This is a genomic window from Amycolatopsis sp. NPDC058986 (assembly GCF_042741125.1).
Lineage (GTDB): Bacteria > Actinomycetota > Actinomycetes > Mycobacteriales > Pseudonocardiaceae > Amycolatopsis.
The window spans coordinates 124,279-139,689 of sequence record NZ_JBHYJW010000008.1 but is presented as its reverse complement, the minus strand read 5'-3'; the positions used below and the strand labels follow the sequence as shown (position 1 = coordinate 139,689).

Below are 15,411 nucleotides of genomic sequence, written 5' to 3'. Positions count from 1 at the left end.
CCTGCATGGCGACGGCCCTAGTTTCGGGTGTGCGAGCGCCGTCGACCGGTGAGAGAAGAGAGCGCGCATGAAGGTGCTGTTCGCCACGTTGCCCTATCCCACTCACTTCTACCCGATGGTGCCGCTGGCGTGGGCGCTGCGCACCGCGGGGCACGAGGTACGGGTCGCCAGCCAGCCGGACCTGACCGACGTCATCACCGGCAGCGGTCTCACCGCGGTGCCCGTCGGCCGTCCGGAGGCCGAGTCCCCTGTGGACGATCTCGATTCGGCGGAGCTGCTCGAAGCGCTCCACGAGGACGGGTCGATGTACGTGTACCTGTTCGACCTGACCGGGAACGACCGGACACAGTGGTCGGACGAGAGACTGCTGAGCCTGGAGCACATCCAGACACCCGCGCTGCTGTCGGTGATCAACAGCGACCCGGTCGTCGACGATCTGGTGGACTTCGCACGGGGCTGGCGGCCGGATCTGGTGGTCTGGGAGCCGTTCACCTTCGCCGGCGCGATCGCCGCGCGGGTGACCGGCGCGGCACACGCCCGGCTGGTGTACGCGCCGGACGCGACCGTGCGGGTACGCCAGGAGTTCCTGCGCGCACAGGCGTTCCGGCAGGCGGAGCTGCGGGAGGACCCGACCGCCGAATGGCTGGAGCGGACACTGGCGCGGTTCGGGCAGCACTTCGACGAGGAGATCCTGACCGGGCAGTGGACCATCGACCCGACGCCGCCGGGCAGCAGGCTGGCGGTCGGCGTGCGCACGGTCGGGATGCGGTACGTGCCGTACAACGGGCCTGGCGCCGTCCCGGACTGGCTCCGCGTCCCGCCGTCGAAGCGCAGGGTGTGCGTTTCACTGGGGCTGAGCGGCGCGGTCGAGGAACCCGCGGAGCTGATCTCCGCGCTCGTGACGGCCACCGCGGACCTCGATGTGGAGGTCGTCCTGACCGAAGACCCGGCGCTGCTCGACGTGCTGCCCGAACTGCCGGGGAAGTTCCGGCTGGCCGGCTTCGTGCCGCTCAACGACCTGCTGCCGACCTGTGCGGCGATCGTGCACCACGGTGGCCCCGGCACGCTGACCTCGGCCCAGCTGCACGCGGTGCCGCAGGTCGTCTTCGGCCAGACGTCCATCACCGAGGTGAGCGCGGAACTCGTCGAGAAGACGGGCGCGGGGCTCAGCGTCGCGGAGCCGGGCGCCGAAGTCCTGCGCGACGCGATCACCCGGGTGGTGACGGACCCTTCGTTCCTGGAGAACGCGCGACGCGTCCGCGCGGAAATGCTGGCCGAGGCGAGCCCACGTGACATCGTTCCCGTGCTCGAAAAACTCACCGAAGAGCACCGTTCCGTGTCCTGAAAGGACTCGCGCGGGAATGGGCCGGGTTTCTCGGACACCGCGTCGCGGATCGGTGATCTTCTCCGATGCGGCTTTCCGCCGGTCCGCGATTTCGGTGTCGTGTTCGCGGGATTGTGACGGCTGTTCGCCGTCTGGAGCGGCACTCGTCGTCCTCGGCGGAGCGTTCACGACACCGGAATAGGGCTATAGCGCTATTGACTGTGGCGGCGCGAACGTGGGCCGGATAGCGTCGGAGCAGGGCGGAACCCTGTCAACAGCAGCGCCGTTACCGTTTCGTGATTTTTCATAGGCGGCGTCCGGCGAAGTTCGGTAGCCTTCCTTCCGGAACTCGAGATCCGCCCGAATTTCCTCCCTGACGAGTGATGGACTTCAAGAATGGTGATGGTGTTGGCAGTCGTGCGCGAAAAAACGGGACGAGTAGCCGGTTCTGCCGGTATGGGAGGGGAACGATGGTGAATTCCAGTCTCGCGATCGAGGCCGAGGGTCTCGTCAAGGAATATGGCAGCGCGCGGGCCGTGGACAAACTGGACCTGTCGGTGCCCGCGGGTTCGGTCTACGGCGTGCTCGGGCCGAACGGCGCGGGGAAGACGACGACCATCCGGATGCTGGCGACGCAGCTGCGCCCGGACGGCGGCACCGCGCGGGTGTTCGGGCACGACGTGACGCGGGAGGCGGAGACGGTGCGCGGCCTGGTGAGCCTCACCGGCCAGTTCGCCTCGATCGACGACGACCTGACCGGTGAGGAGAACCTTCTCCTGCTGGCACGGCTGCTCGGCTACTCGCGGCCGGCGGCCAGGAAGCGGGCGGCCGATCTGCTGGCGGCGTTCGGTCTGGCCGAGGCCGGTGGCCGCCGGGCCACCACCTACTCCGGCGGGATGCGCCGCCGTCTCGACATCGCGGCGAGCATCATCAGTACCCCGGAGCTGATCTTCCTCGACGAGCCGACCACCGGGCTCGACCCGCGCAGCCGCAGCCAGGTGTGGGACATCGTTCGCACGGTCGTGGCACGCGGGACCACGGTTCTGCTGACGACGCAGTACCTCGACGAGGCCGACCAGCTCGCCGACCGGATCGCGGTGATCGACCAGGGCCGCGTCATCGCCGAGGGAACTCCCGGCGACCTCAAGGCGTCCGTCGGCTCGGGCGCGGTCCACGTCCGGCTCCACGATCCGGCGCAGCGCGGTGCCGCCGAGGAGCTGCTCGGCCGGCTTCTCGGCGCTTCGGTGCACCTGGACGGCGACCCGGTGGGGCTCACCGTCGCCGCGTCCGACCCCGAACTGGTCGGCAAGGCGCTGAGCGCGCTGGCCACCGCCGGCATCGGAGTCGCCAACTTCGCCCTCGGCCAGCCCAGTCTCGACGAGGTCTTCCTCGCACTGACCGGGCACCCCACCGAACCAGCCGCAACGGAGGACGCAGCGTGACCACGACCAACGCCGGAGTCAGCCCCGCGGTGCCGCTCGAGCGCCAGCTCGCATCCGTGCTCGCCGCCGACGAACGGCCCACCCGCCCCAACGGCCTGTCCGCCTCGTTCACCCTCGCGTGGCGGGCCGCGGTGAAGCTGAAGCACACCGCGGTGGAGCAGCTGATCGACCTGCTGATGATGCCGGTGATCTTCCTGCTGATCTTCAACTACCTCTTCGGCGGCGCGTTCGCCGGATCGGTCGACAACTACCTGCAGTACTTCGTCCCCGGTGTCCTGGTCATGACCGCGGTCATGCTCACGACGCACACCGGCACCGCCATCGCCCGCGACATCTCCAAGGGCATCTTCGAACGGTTCCGCACCATGCCGTTCTGGCAGCCGGCGAGCCTGATCGGCACGATGATCACCGACCTGGGGCGGTACCTGCTCGCGCTGGTCCTCACGACCGGCCTCGGCCTGCTCCTCGGCTTCCGCCCGGACGCCGGGATCGGCGGGGTGCTGCTGGCGTTCGCGCTCATCCTGGTGTTCGCCTTCGCGTTCGCCTGGGTGTTCACCGCGCTCGGGCTCACGGTACGCAGCCCGGAGTCCGTCCAGTCCGCCAGCATGCTGCTGATGGCGCTGGTCTTCTGCAGCAACATCTTCGTCAGTTCCGCGACCATGCCCGGCTGGATCGGGGCCGTCGTCGACGTCAACCCGATCAGTCACGTCTCGACCGCGGCGCGCGGGTTGCTGCACGGCACGGTGACGGCGGGGCAGATCGGCCTCGTCGCGCTCTCGACCGCGATCCTCGTCGGGATCTTCGCGCCGCTCACGATGTTCCTCTACCACAAGAAGAAGAACGTCTAGGCATCGCGCGAAGAACGGCCCGGCGATACCGGTGTCGCCGGGCCGTTGTCGCGTGCTGTCGCTCAGCTCGCGACGACGTCGACGTCCAGCCGTTTCGCGGCGCTGATGCTGCTCGCCGCCGAGAAGTACTCGAGGGGCTTGTCGCGGTTCACCGCGATCTCGCGGTAGCGGCGGAGGATCTCCCGCAACGCGATGTCGGCTTCGAGCCGCGCGAGCGGGGCGCCGACGCAGAAGTGGATGCCGCGGCCGAAGCCGAGGTGCGGATTCGGATGCCGCCGGATGTCGAATCCGGACGGAGCTTCGAAAACGCCTTCGTCCCGGTTCGCGGACCGGATCCAGGTGGTCACCCGCGCGCCCGCGGGAATCTCCCTGCCACCGACCTCGGAGACCCGCGTGCTGATGCGTTCGGACAGCGTGAACGGCGGCCGGTACCGCAGCACCTCTTCGACGGCGGTCGGCATCAGGCCTGGTTCCGCGCGCAGTTCGCCGGTGGCTTCGCGGAACTCGTCGAAGCACTGGATAGCGTTGCCCAGCAACGATGTCGTGGTGACGTGCCCGCCGAGCAGCAGCAGCGTCGCGAAGCCCACGATGTCTTCGTCGTCCAGCCTGCGGCCTTCCGTCTCCGCCGCGATCAGCCCGCTGATGATGTCGTCCGCCGGGTGGGCCCGGCTTCGGCGGACGCGCTCCAGCAGATAGGTCTCCATGTCACGCAGCGTCGGGTTCATCTTGGCGATGTTCTCCTCCGACGGCAGCGATTCGAAGCCGTACTCGACGATGATCTCGCCCCAGCTCCGGAACAGCCGGTGGTCCGCGCTGGGCAGGCCGAGCAGTTCGGCGATGACGATCACCGGCATCGGGATCGCCACGGCCTCGACGATGTCGAAGGTGTCCCGCCCCGCGACCTGGTCGAGCAGGTCGCCGGTGACTTTGGTGATCCGCGGTGCGAGGCTCGCGACCAGCCGCGGGGTGAAGGCCTGGTTGACCAGGCCGCGCAGCTGCCGGTGCTCGGGCGGATCCATCAGCAGGAAGTTTCCCTTGTTGTTGAACGAGGTCGCGTACTCCGGCGGCGGCAGGAGCTCCCTGATGTCGCTGGAGAACGTGGCGGGGTCGGTGAGGACGCGGGCTACGTCGGCGTGCCCGAAGACGTGCCACACGTCCTCGGCCTCGTCATGGCTCACCGGCTCCGTCCGGCGCATGGTTTCGAACCAGGTGAGCTGGTCGTCGCCGGTGGCGGGCGCGGTCATCGCTGGGCTCCTCGGTCGTCGGTGGCAGGGGCGGCGGTGCGTACGCCGACGAACAGGCCGCGAGGGAACCGTTCGGTGACGACGTACTCGGCGGAACAGCCCGCGCGGGCGAAGGCCGTCTCGTAGTCGGCGCGGCTGAACAGGCTGAGCCGATGGGTGTCGGTCAGGTGCCGGATCCCGGCCGGGCCCGCGTCGAGGTAGTGAACGTCCATCCTGGTCACGTCACCCTCGCGGACGGAGTGGGAGATCCGGGTGATGGCGCGGCCGTCGAGGCGGACGAGGTCCGAGGCCACGTAGCCGGGGACGAAGGTTTCCGGGAAGACCCACGGTTCGATCACCACGACGCCACCGGCGGTGAGGTGGCGGGCGAAACAGCGGAGCGTGCGGCCGAGTTCGGCAGGCGTACGCAGGTAGCCGATGGAGCTGAACATGCAGGTGACCGCGTCGAACGAGCCGTCAAGCCGGAAGTCGCGCATGTCTCCTTGGGACAGCGGGATTTCCGGCACCCTGCGTCGGGCGATGGCGATCATGTCCTCGGACAGTTCGAGGCCGGCGGTGGAACCGAACAGTTCCGCGAGCGGCTTCAGGTGCCCACCGGTGCCGCAGGCGACGTCCAGGACGGAGGCCGCCTGCGGCATGCGGGCCCTGACCAGCGCGGCCAGTTCGGCGGCCTCGGCGGCGTAGTCCTTGCCGCGGTGGGCATGGATGTGATCGTAGATCTCGGCGAAATCGTTCTGGTACATGGCTTTTCCCCGGATCAGGCGTGGACGGCGGCGCGGTCGCGGTGTGCCGCGGTCAGCTTCTCGATGAGCGGCACGACCTCGTTGGGTGCCGGTTCGGCCAGCACTTCCTGGCGCAGCGCCTCGGCGCCGGCCGCGAACGACGGCTCGTCCAGCAGCCTGGCCACCCGGCTGCGCAGCCCGTCCGCGGTCAGCGCGGCCATCGGCAGAGCCAGTCCGGCGCCGACGCGCTCCAGGTGTTCCCCCTTGAGCTCGGTGTCCCAGCCGTCGGTCAGGATGAGCTGCGGGACGCCGTGCAACTCGGCGGTGGACCGGGTTCCGCAGCCGCCCTGGTGCACGATCGCCGAGCAGGTCGGCAGCAGATCGTTGAGCGGCACGAACTCCGCCACGCGGACGTTGTCCGGTACGCGGGTCACGTCGGCCAGCTGGGTGGCGTCGAGGGTCGCGACGAACTCGGCGTCCAGGTCGGCGACCGCCTCCAGGATGTCGGCCATCGAGGTGACGCCCCGGCCCGCTTCCCGTTCGGTGAGGCCGAAAGTGAGGCAGACACGGCGGCGTGACGAGGGCTCGCGCAGGAAGCCCGGCACGGCCGAGGGCCCGTTGTACGGAACGTAGCGGACACCGACGGTGCGCAGGCCGGTGTCGAGGCGCCCGCTCGGCGGTGTCGTGTCGATGGTCCACTGTCCGGTGAGGACTGTTTCGTCGAACTCGCGGCCATACCTGGCGAGCACGCCGGTCAGCCAGTCGGCGGTCGGGTCCTCGCGGTGTGCGTCCGGTTGCCGGGCCGCCGCGGCCAGGAACGCTTGGCGGGCCCGTACGGCGTTGTCCGGCCCCCACACCAGACGGGCGTGTGCCGCGCCGACGGACCGCGCGGCGACCGCGCCGGCGAAGGTGTACGTCTCGGCGATGACCAGGTCGGGTTGCCAGCTCCTGGCGAACGCCACGGATCCCTCGATCATCCGATCGTTGTTCATCGAGGCGTACAGCGCGGCGACCATGACGTGCTCCACGCCGAGCAAGTGCTCCCAGGTCCACTGTAGACTGTCGCGGCCGGTGAAGTCGAAGTGCTGGACGTGACTCGTGCCCGCCCGGTAGATCTGCTCGAACAGCTCGGGCGAGGCGGGGTCGGTCGCGGCCCAGCCGGGCGGGCTGACCGGCACCGCCGTCAGCCCCGAGCGGGCGATGGTGTCGGTCAGGTCGGCCTGGCTGACGATCCGGACCTCGTGCCCGGCGGCGCGCAGTGCCCAGGCCATCGGTACCACGGCGTAGTAGTGGGTGTTGTGTGCGAAGCAGGTGAACATCACTTTCATCGCGGTTCCGTTTCAGTCGGCGCGCACCGGCAGGCGGAGCAGGCCTCTGGTCACCGGCGCGCGGCCCCGCCGCGACGGGCTGCCGTCGGCGCGCATGCGGGGGAACCGGGCCGCCAGCGCGATCAGCGCGGTTTCGGCGTGGAGGCGGGCCAGCGGCAGCCACGAACCCGTGGCGAGCGCGGGTGTTCCCGCCCGGTCCGGGTCGAAGCGGTCCGGCTCGGGGAAGACCGCCGGGTCGCGGTTCGCCGCGCTGAGCACAACGGCGACCTGGCCGCCCGCCGGGATCGCCTGCCCCGCGACGTCGAGGTCGGCCAGCGCGAAAGCCGTGTGGATGTGCACGGGCGGCCGGTACCGCAGTGTTTCCCGGACGATCGCCTCCGCCCGCCGCGGCGTGGCTTGGAGTTTCGCCCATTCACCGGGTGTTTCCAGCAGCGCGGACACGGCGCCGGTGAACAGATCCGCGGACAGCCGCACGCCCAGCACGGCGTGCGGCAACGCGGGGGAGCCCTCGCCGAGCAAGGCGCGGAGGCCGTCGAGTGCGTCGAGAAGCCGGCCGACCGGTTCGAGGCGCTGCGGGCACAACAGGCTGTCCAGCGCGATCGTGACGTCGGCGCACAGCGGCACCAGCTTTTCCCGCTGCGCAGCGGTGAGCCCGTGGACCCGTGCGAGGACTTCGACGGGGACCCGGTGCGCCACTTCGGCCAGGTCGAACGCTCCGCCGAGCCTGCCGAACGCCTCGGCGCAGGCCTGGCGCACCAGGTCCGCGCCGGGCAGCGGGCCCGCGTCGCCGGTGGTGAGATCCTGGTCCCAGGTCATGATCCGCTGGACGGCCGGGCCGTTCCGGGCGGCCCGGGTGCCGAGGCCGGGATGCCCGAGCAGTTCGCCGCCGACGGCGTGGCTCGCGGTTACCCACGTCCCGGTCTTGGCGGGCCAGAGCACGCCGCGCCGACGCAGTTCTTCGTGCACCGGTCGGAGATCGTCGTCGAAGCCGCGGAGCAAAGTGGCGTACGGATCGCCGTTCGCGCCGTACAGCCAGTGCAGTCCCTGGATGAGCTGCAGACGGCGCCCGAGCCCACTGTCCACCGGCATGCCGAAGTCCTTTCCCGATTACCGGACGACGTGCCCGGCGTTGCCGGAACGACGCTAGTGACGCGACTTAGAAGTTCACTTGAAGTCCGTACGGGATTCCGGTCGGTACGCGGTTCTACCGCGATCATAGTGGGTCTCAAGGAACGCTGGGGAATTCCCGGGTAGCCTCCTGGAGGCCGTCGGCCGCTTTTTTCGCCTGACATCACATCATTTCTTCCGGGGAGGAAGCATGACGGACCGAGTCGCACTCGTCACCGGCGCGACCAGCGGAATAGGACTCGCGGTGGCGCGGACACTCGCCGCCGATGGGACGAAGGTGTTTCTGTGCGCGCGTGACGCGGCGAAAGTGGAATACACGGTGAAAGAACTGCGGGAATCGGGATGTCAGGCCGCCGGTGTCCCCTGTGACGTCCGCTCACCGGCGGACATCCGGGCGTTCGTCACCGCGGCGGTGGAGCGGTGGGGCGGCGTCGACGTGCTGGTGAACAACGCCGGACGGAGCGGGGGAGGGGTCACCGCGGAGATCGCCGACGAACTCTGGCTCGATGTCATGGAAACGAACCTCCACAGCGTGTTCAGGATGACGCGCGAGGTGCTGACCACCGGCGGCATGCGGGAGAAGTCGCGCGGGCGGGTCGTCAACATCGCTTCGACGGCGGGAAAACAGGGTGTGGTCCTCGGCGCGCCGTATTCGGCGTCCAAGCACGGCGTGGTCGGGTTCACCAAGGCACTGGGCAACGAGCTCGCGAAGACCGGGATCACGGTGAACGCGGTGTGCCCCGGCTACGTCGAGACGCCGATGGCCCAGCGGGTGCGGCAGGGCTACGCCGCCGCGTGGAACAGTTCCGAGGAGGAGATCCTCGAACGGTTCCAGGCGAAAATCCCGCTCGGACGCTACAGCACCCCGGAGGAGGTCGCGGGGCTCGTGGGCTACCTGGTTTCGGACACGGCCGCCTCCATCACGGCGCAGGCGATCAATGTCTGTGGCGGGCTCGGCACTTTCTGACGGATTCGAACGAGAAGGAGAGGTTATGTCGCAGCCCACAGTTCGCGAAGTGGAACACGAGATCGTCGTGTCCGCACCGGCGAAGGTCGTCTACGATCTCATCGCGGACGTGCGGAAATGGCCCCAGCTCTTCCCGCCGACGGTGTACGTCGACCGTACCGCGCTGGACGGAACCAGCGAGCGGATCAGGATCTGGGCGACCGCCAACGGCGAGGCGAAGACGTGGACCTCGCTTCGCACGCTGGACGCGGCGGCATTGCGGATCGGGTTCCGCCAGGAGGTGTCCCAGCCGCCGGTCGCCACCATGGGCGGCGCCTGGCACGTCGAACCCCGCTCCGCCACCGAATCCCGCGTCCGGCTGACCCACGACTACCGCGCGGTCGGCGACGATCCGGAAAGCCTGGCGTGGATCGACCGTGCTGTCGACCGCAACAGCGTGTCGGAGCTCGCCGCGCTCAAGAAGAACGCCGAGCTCGCGGCGGGCGGTGACCGGCTGCTTCTGTCCTTTGAGGACGCTGTCGAGGTCGAAGGGGCCGCGAAGGACGTCTACGACTTCATCAACGAGGCCGGCCGCTGGGCGGAGCGGCTGCCCCACGTCGCGAAGGTTTCCCTGCGGGAGAACACTCCCGGCCTGCAACTGCTGGAGATGGACACCCGGACGAGCGACGGCTCGGTGCACACGACGAAGTCGGTCCGGGTGTGCTTCCCGCACAGCAGGATCGTCTACAAGCAGATCGTCGTGCCCGCGCTGATGACGCTGCACACCGGGCAGTGGCTGCTGACCGGGACCGCCGGCGGCGTCCTCGTGACCTCCCAGCACACCGTGGTGCTCGATCCGGCCAATATCACGAAGATCCTCGGCGACGGCGCCGGTGTCGAGGACGCCAGGGTGTTCGTCCGGAAGGCGTTGAGCACCAACAGCCTGACCACCATCGGATTCGCCAAGGACTACGCCGAAGCACGGCGCGGCTGAAGGAGACGACCACATGGCATTGTTCGCCGTCCTCGCGACGCAGGCCCCGACCGGGCTCGACGCCGACACCTTCCGCCGCCGCCTGCCGGAAGGCTTCCGGTACACCAGGAACCTGGTGGACAAGGGCGTCATCGTGCACAGCTGGATCCGGGTCGGCGCGGCAGGCGGCCTCAACATCTATCGGGTCGATTCGCACGAACAGCTGCTGTCGGCGCTGTACGACAACCCGCTCAGCCCGCATCTGAGCTTCGAGGTGATCCCGCTGGCCGAACCCGGCGCGTTCGACCCCGTGGCGTTCGAAGGCGGAACGTCCGCCGGCTGACCGGCAGGACGTTCCGCCACTGGGCCGCACAGCCTTGCCGAGGCTGTGCGGCTCAGCACGTCGCGAGCACCTCGCGCAGCGCGTCGATCACCTTGTCCTGGACGTCCTCCGACAGTGACGGGTACATCGGCAGCGAGAAGATCTCGCCGGCCAGCTGCTCCGTGACCGGCAGGGCACCCTTCCGGTAGCCGAGGTGCGCGAAACCCGACATCGTGTGCACCGGCCAGGGATAGCTGATGTTCAGCGAGATGTCGTAGGACTTGAGCGCCTCGATGATGTGGTCGCGCCGCGGGTGACGCACCACGTAGACGTAGTAGACGTGCTCATTGCCCTCGGCGACCCGGGGCAGGACCAAACCGGTGTCGCCGAGGCCCTCGGCGTAGCGCCTGGCCACGGCTCGCCGCCCGGCGATGTACTCGTCGAGCCTGCCGAGCTTGCGCAGCAGGATTTCGGCGTGCAGTTCGTCGAGTCTGCTGTTGTGACCCGGCGTGGTGACGACGTAGTACTGCTCCTCCATCCCGTAGTAGCGCAGCCGCCGCAGGCCGGCCGCGACCTCGTCGTCGGACGTGACGACCGCGCCGCCGTCCCCGTAGGCGCCGAGCACCTTGGTCGGGTAGAAGGAGTACGCGGCCGCGTCGCCCATGGAGCCGGCGATGCGGCCCCGGTGGCGTGCGCCGTGCGCCTGAGCGCAGTCCTCCAGCAGCGCCAGCCCGTAGCGTGCGGCGAGTTCCTCCAGCACACGCATTTCGACGCACTGGCCGTAGAGGTGCACCGGCAGCAGGCACCGGGTCCGCGCGGTGATGGCGACTTCGACCTCGCTGACGTCCATCAGGTAGTCGTCCGCGCGGACGTCGACGAACACGGGGGTCGCGCCGACCGCGTCGATGGCCACCACCGTCGGTGCCGCCGTGTTCGACACGGTGATCACCTCGTCGCCCGGCCCGATTCCGAGCGCCTGCAACGCGAGCTTGACGGCGTTGGTGCCGTTGTCGACGCCGACGCAGTGCGCGGCGCCGTGATAGGCCGCGAACCGCTCCTCGAAGCCCCGCACGCTCTTGCCGAGGACGAGCCGGCCTGAGCCGAACACCTGCTGGACGGCGTCCAGGATGTCGTCCCGCTCCTTCTCGTACTCGGGCAGATAGTCCCACACAAGAGTGGTCATGGATGCCGCCTTGTCTCCCGGTTCTCCGTGGGTCCCACCGAGCCAAGCGCGGGCTGCTCGGGTCAGTGTCGGCATCGCGTCGAAGGATGGTCGGGATCGGCTCGAACCCGGGCGAGGACGGGGTTCCACCGAAGTTCTAGGGTTCTTGGTGATCGACGACCCTACGGTGCGGACATGGTCGATTGTCGTGTCTGCGGTGGCGTGGTCACCGAATTCCTGGACTTCGGGCGTCAGCCTCTTTCCGACGCGTTCCGGGAACCGGGTTCGGAGGAGCCCGAGTTCTTCTTCCGTCTCGCGGTGGGCAGCTGCGCGGACTGCACGATGGTGCAGCTGGTCGAAGAGGTCCCTCGTGAGCGGATGTTCCACGAACGGTACCCGTACCGGTCCTCGGGGTCGGCGGTGATGGGCAAGCACTTCGCCGCGACCGCCCAGCGGTTCCTGAACACCGAGCTGACCGGCGCGGACCCGTTCATCATCGAGCTCGGCTGCAACGACGGGGTCATGCTCAAGGTGATCGGCCAGGCCGGGGTGCGGCATCTCGGCGTCGAGCCGTCCGGGGGCGTGGCCGAGCTCGCGCGAGCGGAGGGCGTGCGGGTGCGTACCGCGTTCTTCGAGGAGGCGACCGCTATCGAGATCCGGACCGCCGAGGGGCTCGCCGACGTCGTCTACGCCGCGAACACGATGTGCCACATCCCGTACGTCGAGTCGATCTTTCGCGGACTGGACGCGGTGCTGGCGAACGCCGGAGTGTTCGTCTTCGAGGACCCGTACCTCGGCGACATCGTCGAACGCGTCTCGTTCGACCAGATCTACGACGAGCATTTCTATTTCTTCACCGCGCATTCGGTGCGTGCCATGGCACGGCGGTTCGGGTTCGAGCTGGTGGACGTGGAGCGGCTTGCCGTGCACGGCGGCGAGGTCCGGTACACCGTCGCCCGCAAGGGGGAGCGGGTGCCGAGCCCCGCGGTGGCGGAGCTGCTGGCCGAGGAGTTCGGCAAGCGGCTCGCCGAGCGTGGGACGCTGGGCCGTTTCGCGCGCGCGGTCGAGCGGGTCCGCGACGACCTGCTCGCGCTGCTGACCCGCCTCCGCGCCGAGGGCCGGTCGGTGGCCGCCTACGGGGCGACGGCCAAGAGCGCCACCGTCGCCAACTACTGTGGCATCGGGCCGGACCTGGTCTCCTACGTCTGCGACACCACTCCCGCCAAACAGGGCAGGCTGACACCGGGGGCACATCTCCCGGTCCGCCCGCCCGCGGCCTTCGCCGATCCCTACCCGGACTACGCGCTGCTCTTCGCCTGGAACCACGCCGACGAAATCATGGCCAAGGAGCAGGCTTTCCGGGAGTCAGGCGGCCGGTGGATCCGCTACGTTCCGCGGGTCGAGATCGTCTGACGTCATTTCGATGGCGGTCCGCGCCGTCTCCATCCGGAAATTTTCCATAGGCGGATTTTTTTGCGAGCCGGTACGTTGAGGCGGTCGGCAGGGTGGCCGGGCCGCCGCGTGGCGGCCGGTGCGCCGCCGCTGTACGGGACGTAGAACGGAGCAGGAAAATTTACGGAAACATCGAGATTCGTGGCGCGCGCGAAAACAATCTCAAGAACATCTCCGTGGACATACCGAAACGGAAGATAACGGTCTTCACCGGCGTTTCGGGATCGGGAAAGTCCTCCTTGGTATTCGGTACCATCGCCGCCGAGTCACAGCGGCTGATCAACGAGACCTTTCCCACCTTCGTCCGATCGCTGCTGCCGCACTACGGGCAACCGGAGGCGGACTCGCTGACGAACCTGTCGGCGGCGATCATCGTGGACCAGAAGCGGCTCGGCGGGAACTCGCGGTCCACCGTCGGTACGGTGACCGACGCGTACACCATGCTCCGGCTGCTGTACTCCCGGCTCGGGCGGCCGGCCGCCGGTGGGGCCGGCGCGTTTTCCTTCAACGACCCCCAGGGAATGTGCCAGAGCTGCGGAGGGCTCGGGATCGTCTCCGTCGTCGACGTCGACGAGCTGGTGGACAGGAGTAAGTCGCTGAACGAGGGAGCCATCGATTTCCCCACCTTCGCGGTCGACTCCGGGAACTGGGGACTCGTCGTCGGGTCCGGGTTCTTCGACAATGACAAGAAGCTGCGAGAATACACCGAGGAAGAGTGGGACAAGCTGCTCAACGCGACCGGTGAGAAAATCAAGACGGACTTCGGCGGAGGCACTTACAACATCACCTACGAGGGCCTGCTCCCCAAGTTCCGGCGGCTCTACATCGCCAAGGGCGTCGACCAGTTACAGGCACATCTGCGGGCCGACTACACGCGGGTGGTCACCACCACGGCCTGCGTGGAATGCGGGGGCAGCAGACTCGCCAAGGAGGCGCTGGCGAGCCTGGTGAACGGGAAGAACATCGCCGAATGCGCCGCCATGGAGGTGAGCGATCTCGCCGATTTCGTGCGGGCGATCGACGTGCCCACGCTCGCCCCGATGGTGTCGGCGCTGACCGAACGCCTGGACGATCTCACCCGCATCGGGCTCGGCTACCTCAGCTTGGACCGCGAGAGTGCGAGCCTGTCGGGCGGTGAATCGCAGCGGGTGAAGATGGTGCGGCACCTCGGATCCAGCCTGACCGAGATGACCTACGTGTTCGACGAGCCGAGCGTCGGCCTGCATCCGCAAGACGTCCACCGGCTCAACGAGCTGCTGCGGCGCCTGCGGGACAAGGGGAACACGGTGCTCGTGGTGGAGCACAAGCCCGAGGTGATCGCCCTCGCCGACCACGTCGTCGACATGGGGCCGGGCGCGGGGCGGGCCGGTGGTGAGATCGTCTACCAGGGCGGTTATCCGGGCCTACGTGCTTCGGGTACGCTCACCGGGAACCACCTCGGCAGGCATCAGGAGATCAAGACGAGGCCGCGGGTGCCGACCGGGAAGCTCCGCATCGAGGACGCGACCCTGCATAACCTCCGCGATGTCAGTGTCGAGATCCCGCAGGGTGTGCTCACGGTGGTCACCGGGGTCGCGGGCGCGGGAAAGAGCTCCTTGATCCAGGGCTGTCTTCCCCGGCACTACCCGGACGCGATCGCCATCGACCAGAACGTCAGCCGCGGCTCGAAACGGTCCAACCCGGCGAGCTTCACCGGGATACTGGACGGCATCCGCCGCGCGTTCGCCTCGGCCAACAAGGTCAGCGCGGCGCTCTTCAGCGCGAACTCGAAGGGCGCCTGCCCGGATTGCCAGGGACTGGGGCTGATCTACACCGATCTGGCGCACCTGGACCCGGTGGTGAGCACGTGCGAAACGTGTGAAGGCAGGCGGTTTGTCGCCGACGTGCTGCGGTACACCCTGCGCGGCCTGAACATCGCCGAAGTCCTCCGGCTTTCGGTGGTCGAGGCGATCGAGTTCTTCACCGAACCCGCGATCCGGCGGACCCTGCGCGCACTGGACGACGTCGGCCTCGGCTACCTCACGCTGTGGCAGCCGATCAGCACACTGTCGGGCGGCGAACGGCAGCGTCTCAAGCTCGCCAGCGAACTCGGCAGCACGGCCCGGATCTACGTGCTCGACGAGCCCTGCACCGGACTGCACATGAACGACATCGACAACCTGATCGGGATCCTGGAACGGCTGGTGGACAACGGCAGCACGGTGATCGTGATCGAGCACAGCCTGGACGTGATCTCCCGGGCGGACTGGGTCATCGATCTCGGCCCCGGCGCCGGCCGCGACGGTGGCCGGGTCGTGTTCGAGGGCACGCCGGCGGAACTGGCGCACTGCGCGGAATCCGTCACCGGCCGGTACCTGCGTGAGCGCGTCGACGTCACCCGCCGTCAGGACGGCGAGGCAGTGGGGCACGCCGGATAGCCTCCCCGGAGGTACCGACCACGTCTCTGTCGTCACGGCGGCCCGCCCGCGGGAAGAAAAGGGGGGGACGGGGGCGGCGGCCGGAAAAAGGCAAACACCCAAT

13 protein-coding genes are annotated in these 15,411 nt (G+C 68.7%); 8 read left to right on the top strand and 5 right to left on the bottom strand.

Going from position 1 to position 15,411, the window contains the following annotated elements:
* Positions 1–67: 67 nt before the first annotated feature.
* The 3 genes from ACFW0G_RS10410 (at position 68) to ACFW0G_RS10400 (ending at position 3,614) form a co-directional block, all read left to right on the top strand.
* Complete coding sequence (locus tag ACFW0G_RS10410; RefSeq protein ID WP_378324661.1) at positions 68–1,345, top strand: activator-dependent family glycosyltransferase; 1,278 nt, start codon at positions 68–70, stop codon at positions 1,343–1,345.
* Positions 1,346–1,794: 449 nt separating this feature from the next.
* Positions 1,795–2,766, top strand: coding sequence for an ATP-binding cassette domain-containing protein (locus ACFW0G_RS10405; RefSeq protein ID WP_378324660.1), 972 nt, complete (start codon positions 1,795–1,797; stop codon positions 2,764–2,766).
* On the top strand, positions 2,763–3,614 hold the full coding sequence (locus ACFW0G_RS10400; protein ID WP_378324659.1) for an ABC transporter permease: 852 nt from the start codon (positions 2,763–2,765) through the stop codon (positions 3,612–3,614). The genes ACFW0G_RS10405 and ACFW0G_RS10400 overlap by 4 nt, the downstream gene beginning before the upstream one ends.
* Positions 3,615–3,676: 62 nt before the next feature.
* Here ACFW0G_RS10400 and ACFW0G_RS10395 read toward each other — a convergent pair whose 3' ends face one another.
* The 4 genes from ACFW0G_RS10395 to ACFW0G_RS10380 are packed head-to-tail and all read right to left on the bottom strand — an operon-like array spanning position 3,677 to position 7,997.
* Positions 3,677–4,858, bottom strand: a complete 1,182-nt coding sequence (locus ACFW0G_RS10395; protein ID WP_378324658.1) for a cytochrome P450 — start codon at positions 4,856–4,858, stop codon at positions 3,677–3,679.
* A complete protein-coding gene (locus ACFW0G_RS10390) occupies positions 4,855–5,601 on the bottom strand; it encodes a class I SAM-dependent DNA methyltransferase (RefSeq protein ID WP_378324656.1) in 747 nt (248 codons plus the stop codon). The genes ACFW0G_RS10395 and ACFW0G_RS10390 overlap by 4 nt, the downstream gene beginning before the upstream one ends.
* 14 nt (positions 5,602–5,615) lie before the next feature.
* Positions 5,616–6,908, bottom strand: coding sequence for an activator-dependent family glycosyltransferase (locus ACFW0G_RS10385; protein ID WP_378324655.1), 1,293 nt, complete (start codon positions 6,906–6,908; stop codon positions 5,616–5,618).
* A gap of 12 nt (positions 6,909–6,920) precedes the next feature.
* Complete coding sequence (locus tag ACFW0G_RS10380; protein ID WP_378324654.1) at positions 6,921–7,997, bottom strand: P450-derived glycosyltransferase activator; 1,077 nt, start codon at positions 7,995–7,997, stop codon at positions 6,921–6,923.
* Between the two features lie 229 nt (positions 7,998–8,226).
* Here ACFW0G_RS10380 and fabG point away from each other — a divergent pair, with 229 nt between their 5' ends.
* From fabG to ACFW0G_RS10365, 3 genes are read left to right on the top strand one after another with little or no spacing between them, the layout of a single operon-like run.
* On the top strand, positions 8,227–9,003 hold the full coding sequence (gene fabG, locus ACFW0G_RS10375; protein ID WP_378324653.1) for a 3-oxoacyl-ACP reductase FabG: 777 nt from the start codon (positions 8,227–8,229) through the stop codon (positions 9,001–9,003).
* 25 nt (positions 9,004–9,028) lie between these two features.
* Positions 9,029–9,976, top strand: a complete 948-nt coding sequence (locus tag ACFW0G_RS10370) for an aromatase/cyclase (RefSeq protein WP_378324652.1) — start codon at positions 9,029–9,031, stop codon at positions 9,974–9,976.
* Between the two features lie 13 nt (positions 9,977–9,989).
* The gene (locus ACFW0G_RS10365; protein ID WP_378324651.1) at positions 9,990–10,298 is read left to right on the top strand and encodes a muconolactone Delta-isomerase family protein; all 309 of its coding nucleotides are present in this window, start codon (positions 9,990–9,992) and stop codon (positions 10,296–10,298) included.
* Between the two features lie 52 nt (positions 10,299–10,350).
* Here ACFW0G_RS10365 and ACFW0G_RS10360 read toward each other — a convergent pair whose 3' ends face one another.
* Positions 10,351–11,460: a DegT/DnrJ/EryC1/StrS family aminotransferase gene (locus ACFW0G_RS10360; protein ID WP_378324650.1), complete on the bottom strand. Its 1,110-nt coding sequence runs from the start codon at positions 11,458–11,460 to the stop codon at positions 10,351–10,353.
* Positions 11,461–11,634: 174 nt separating this feature from the next.
* On the opposite strand from ACFW0G_RS10360, the gene ACFW0G_RS10355 reads away from it, so the two are divergent.
* On the top strand, positions 11,635–12,852 hold the full coding sequence (locus ACFW0G_RS10355) for a methyltransferase domain-containing protein (protein ID WP_378324649.1): 1,218 nt from the start codon (positions 11,635–11,637) through the stop codon (positions 12,850–12,852).
* A 158-nt stretch (positions 12,853–13,010) separates the two neighbouring features.
* Positions 13,011–15,308 (top strand): ATP-binding cassette domain-containing protein, encoded by a 2,298-nt coding sequence (locus ACFW0G_RS10350; RefSeq protein ID WP_378324754.1) that lies wholly within the window; start codon positions 13,011–13,013, stop codon positions 15,306–15,308.
* Positions 15,309–15,411 lie beyond the last annotated feature (103 nt).

What these genes read in the sequence shown, in the direction of transcription:
- ACFW0G_RS10410 (WP_378324661.1), top strand. Translation starts at nt 68, where the DNA reads ATGAAGGTGCTGTTCGCCACGTTGCCCTATCCCACTCACTTCTACCCG.
- ACFW0G_RS10405 (WP_378324660.1), top strand. Translation starts at nt 1,795, where the DNA reads ATGGTGAATTCCAGTCTCGCGATCGAGGCCGAGGGTCTCGTCAAGGAA.
- ACFW0G_RS10395 (WP_378324658.1), bottom strand. Translation starts at nt 4,858, where the DNA reads ATGACCGCGCCCGCCACCGGCGACGACCAGCTCACCTGGTTCGAAACC.
- ACFW0G_RS10390 (WP_378324656.1), bottom strand. Translation starts at nt 5,601, where the DNA reads ATGTACCAGAACGATTTCGCCGAGATCTACGATCACATCCATGCCCAC.
- ACFW0G_RS10385 (WP_378324655.1), bottom strand. Translation starts at nt 6,908, where the DNA reads ATGAAAGTGATGTTCACCTGCTTCGCACACAACACCCACTACTACGCC.
- ACFW0G_RS10380 (WP_378324654.1), bottom strand. Translation starts at nt 7,997, where the DNA reads ATGCCGGTGGACAGTGGGCTCGGGCGCCGTCTGCAGCTCATCCAGGGA.
- fabG (WP_378324653.1), top strand. Translation starts at nt 8,227, where the DNA reads ATGACGGACCGAGTCGCACTCGTCACCGGCGCGACCAGCGGAATAGGA.
- ACFW0G_RS10370 (WP_378324652.1), top strand. Translation starts at nt 9,029, where the DNA reads ATGTCGCAGCCCACAGTTCGCGAAGTGGAACACGAGATCGTCGTGTCC.
- ACFW0G_RS10365 (WP_378324651.1), top strand. Translation starts at nt 9,990, where the DNA reads ATGGCATTGTTCGCCGTCCTCGCGACGCAGGCCCCGACCGGGCTCGAC.
- ACFW0G_RS10360 (WP_378324650.1), bottom strand. Translation starts at nt 11,460, where the DNA reads ATGACCACTCTTGTGTGGGACTATCTGCCCGAGTACGAGAAGGAGCGG.
- ACFW0G_RS10355 (WP_378324649.1), top strand. Translation starts at nt 11,635, where the DNA reads ATGGTCGATTGTCGTGTCTGCGGTGGCGTGGTCACCGAATTCCTGGAC.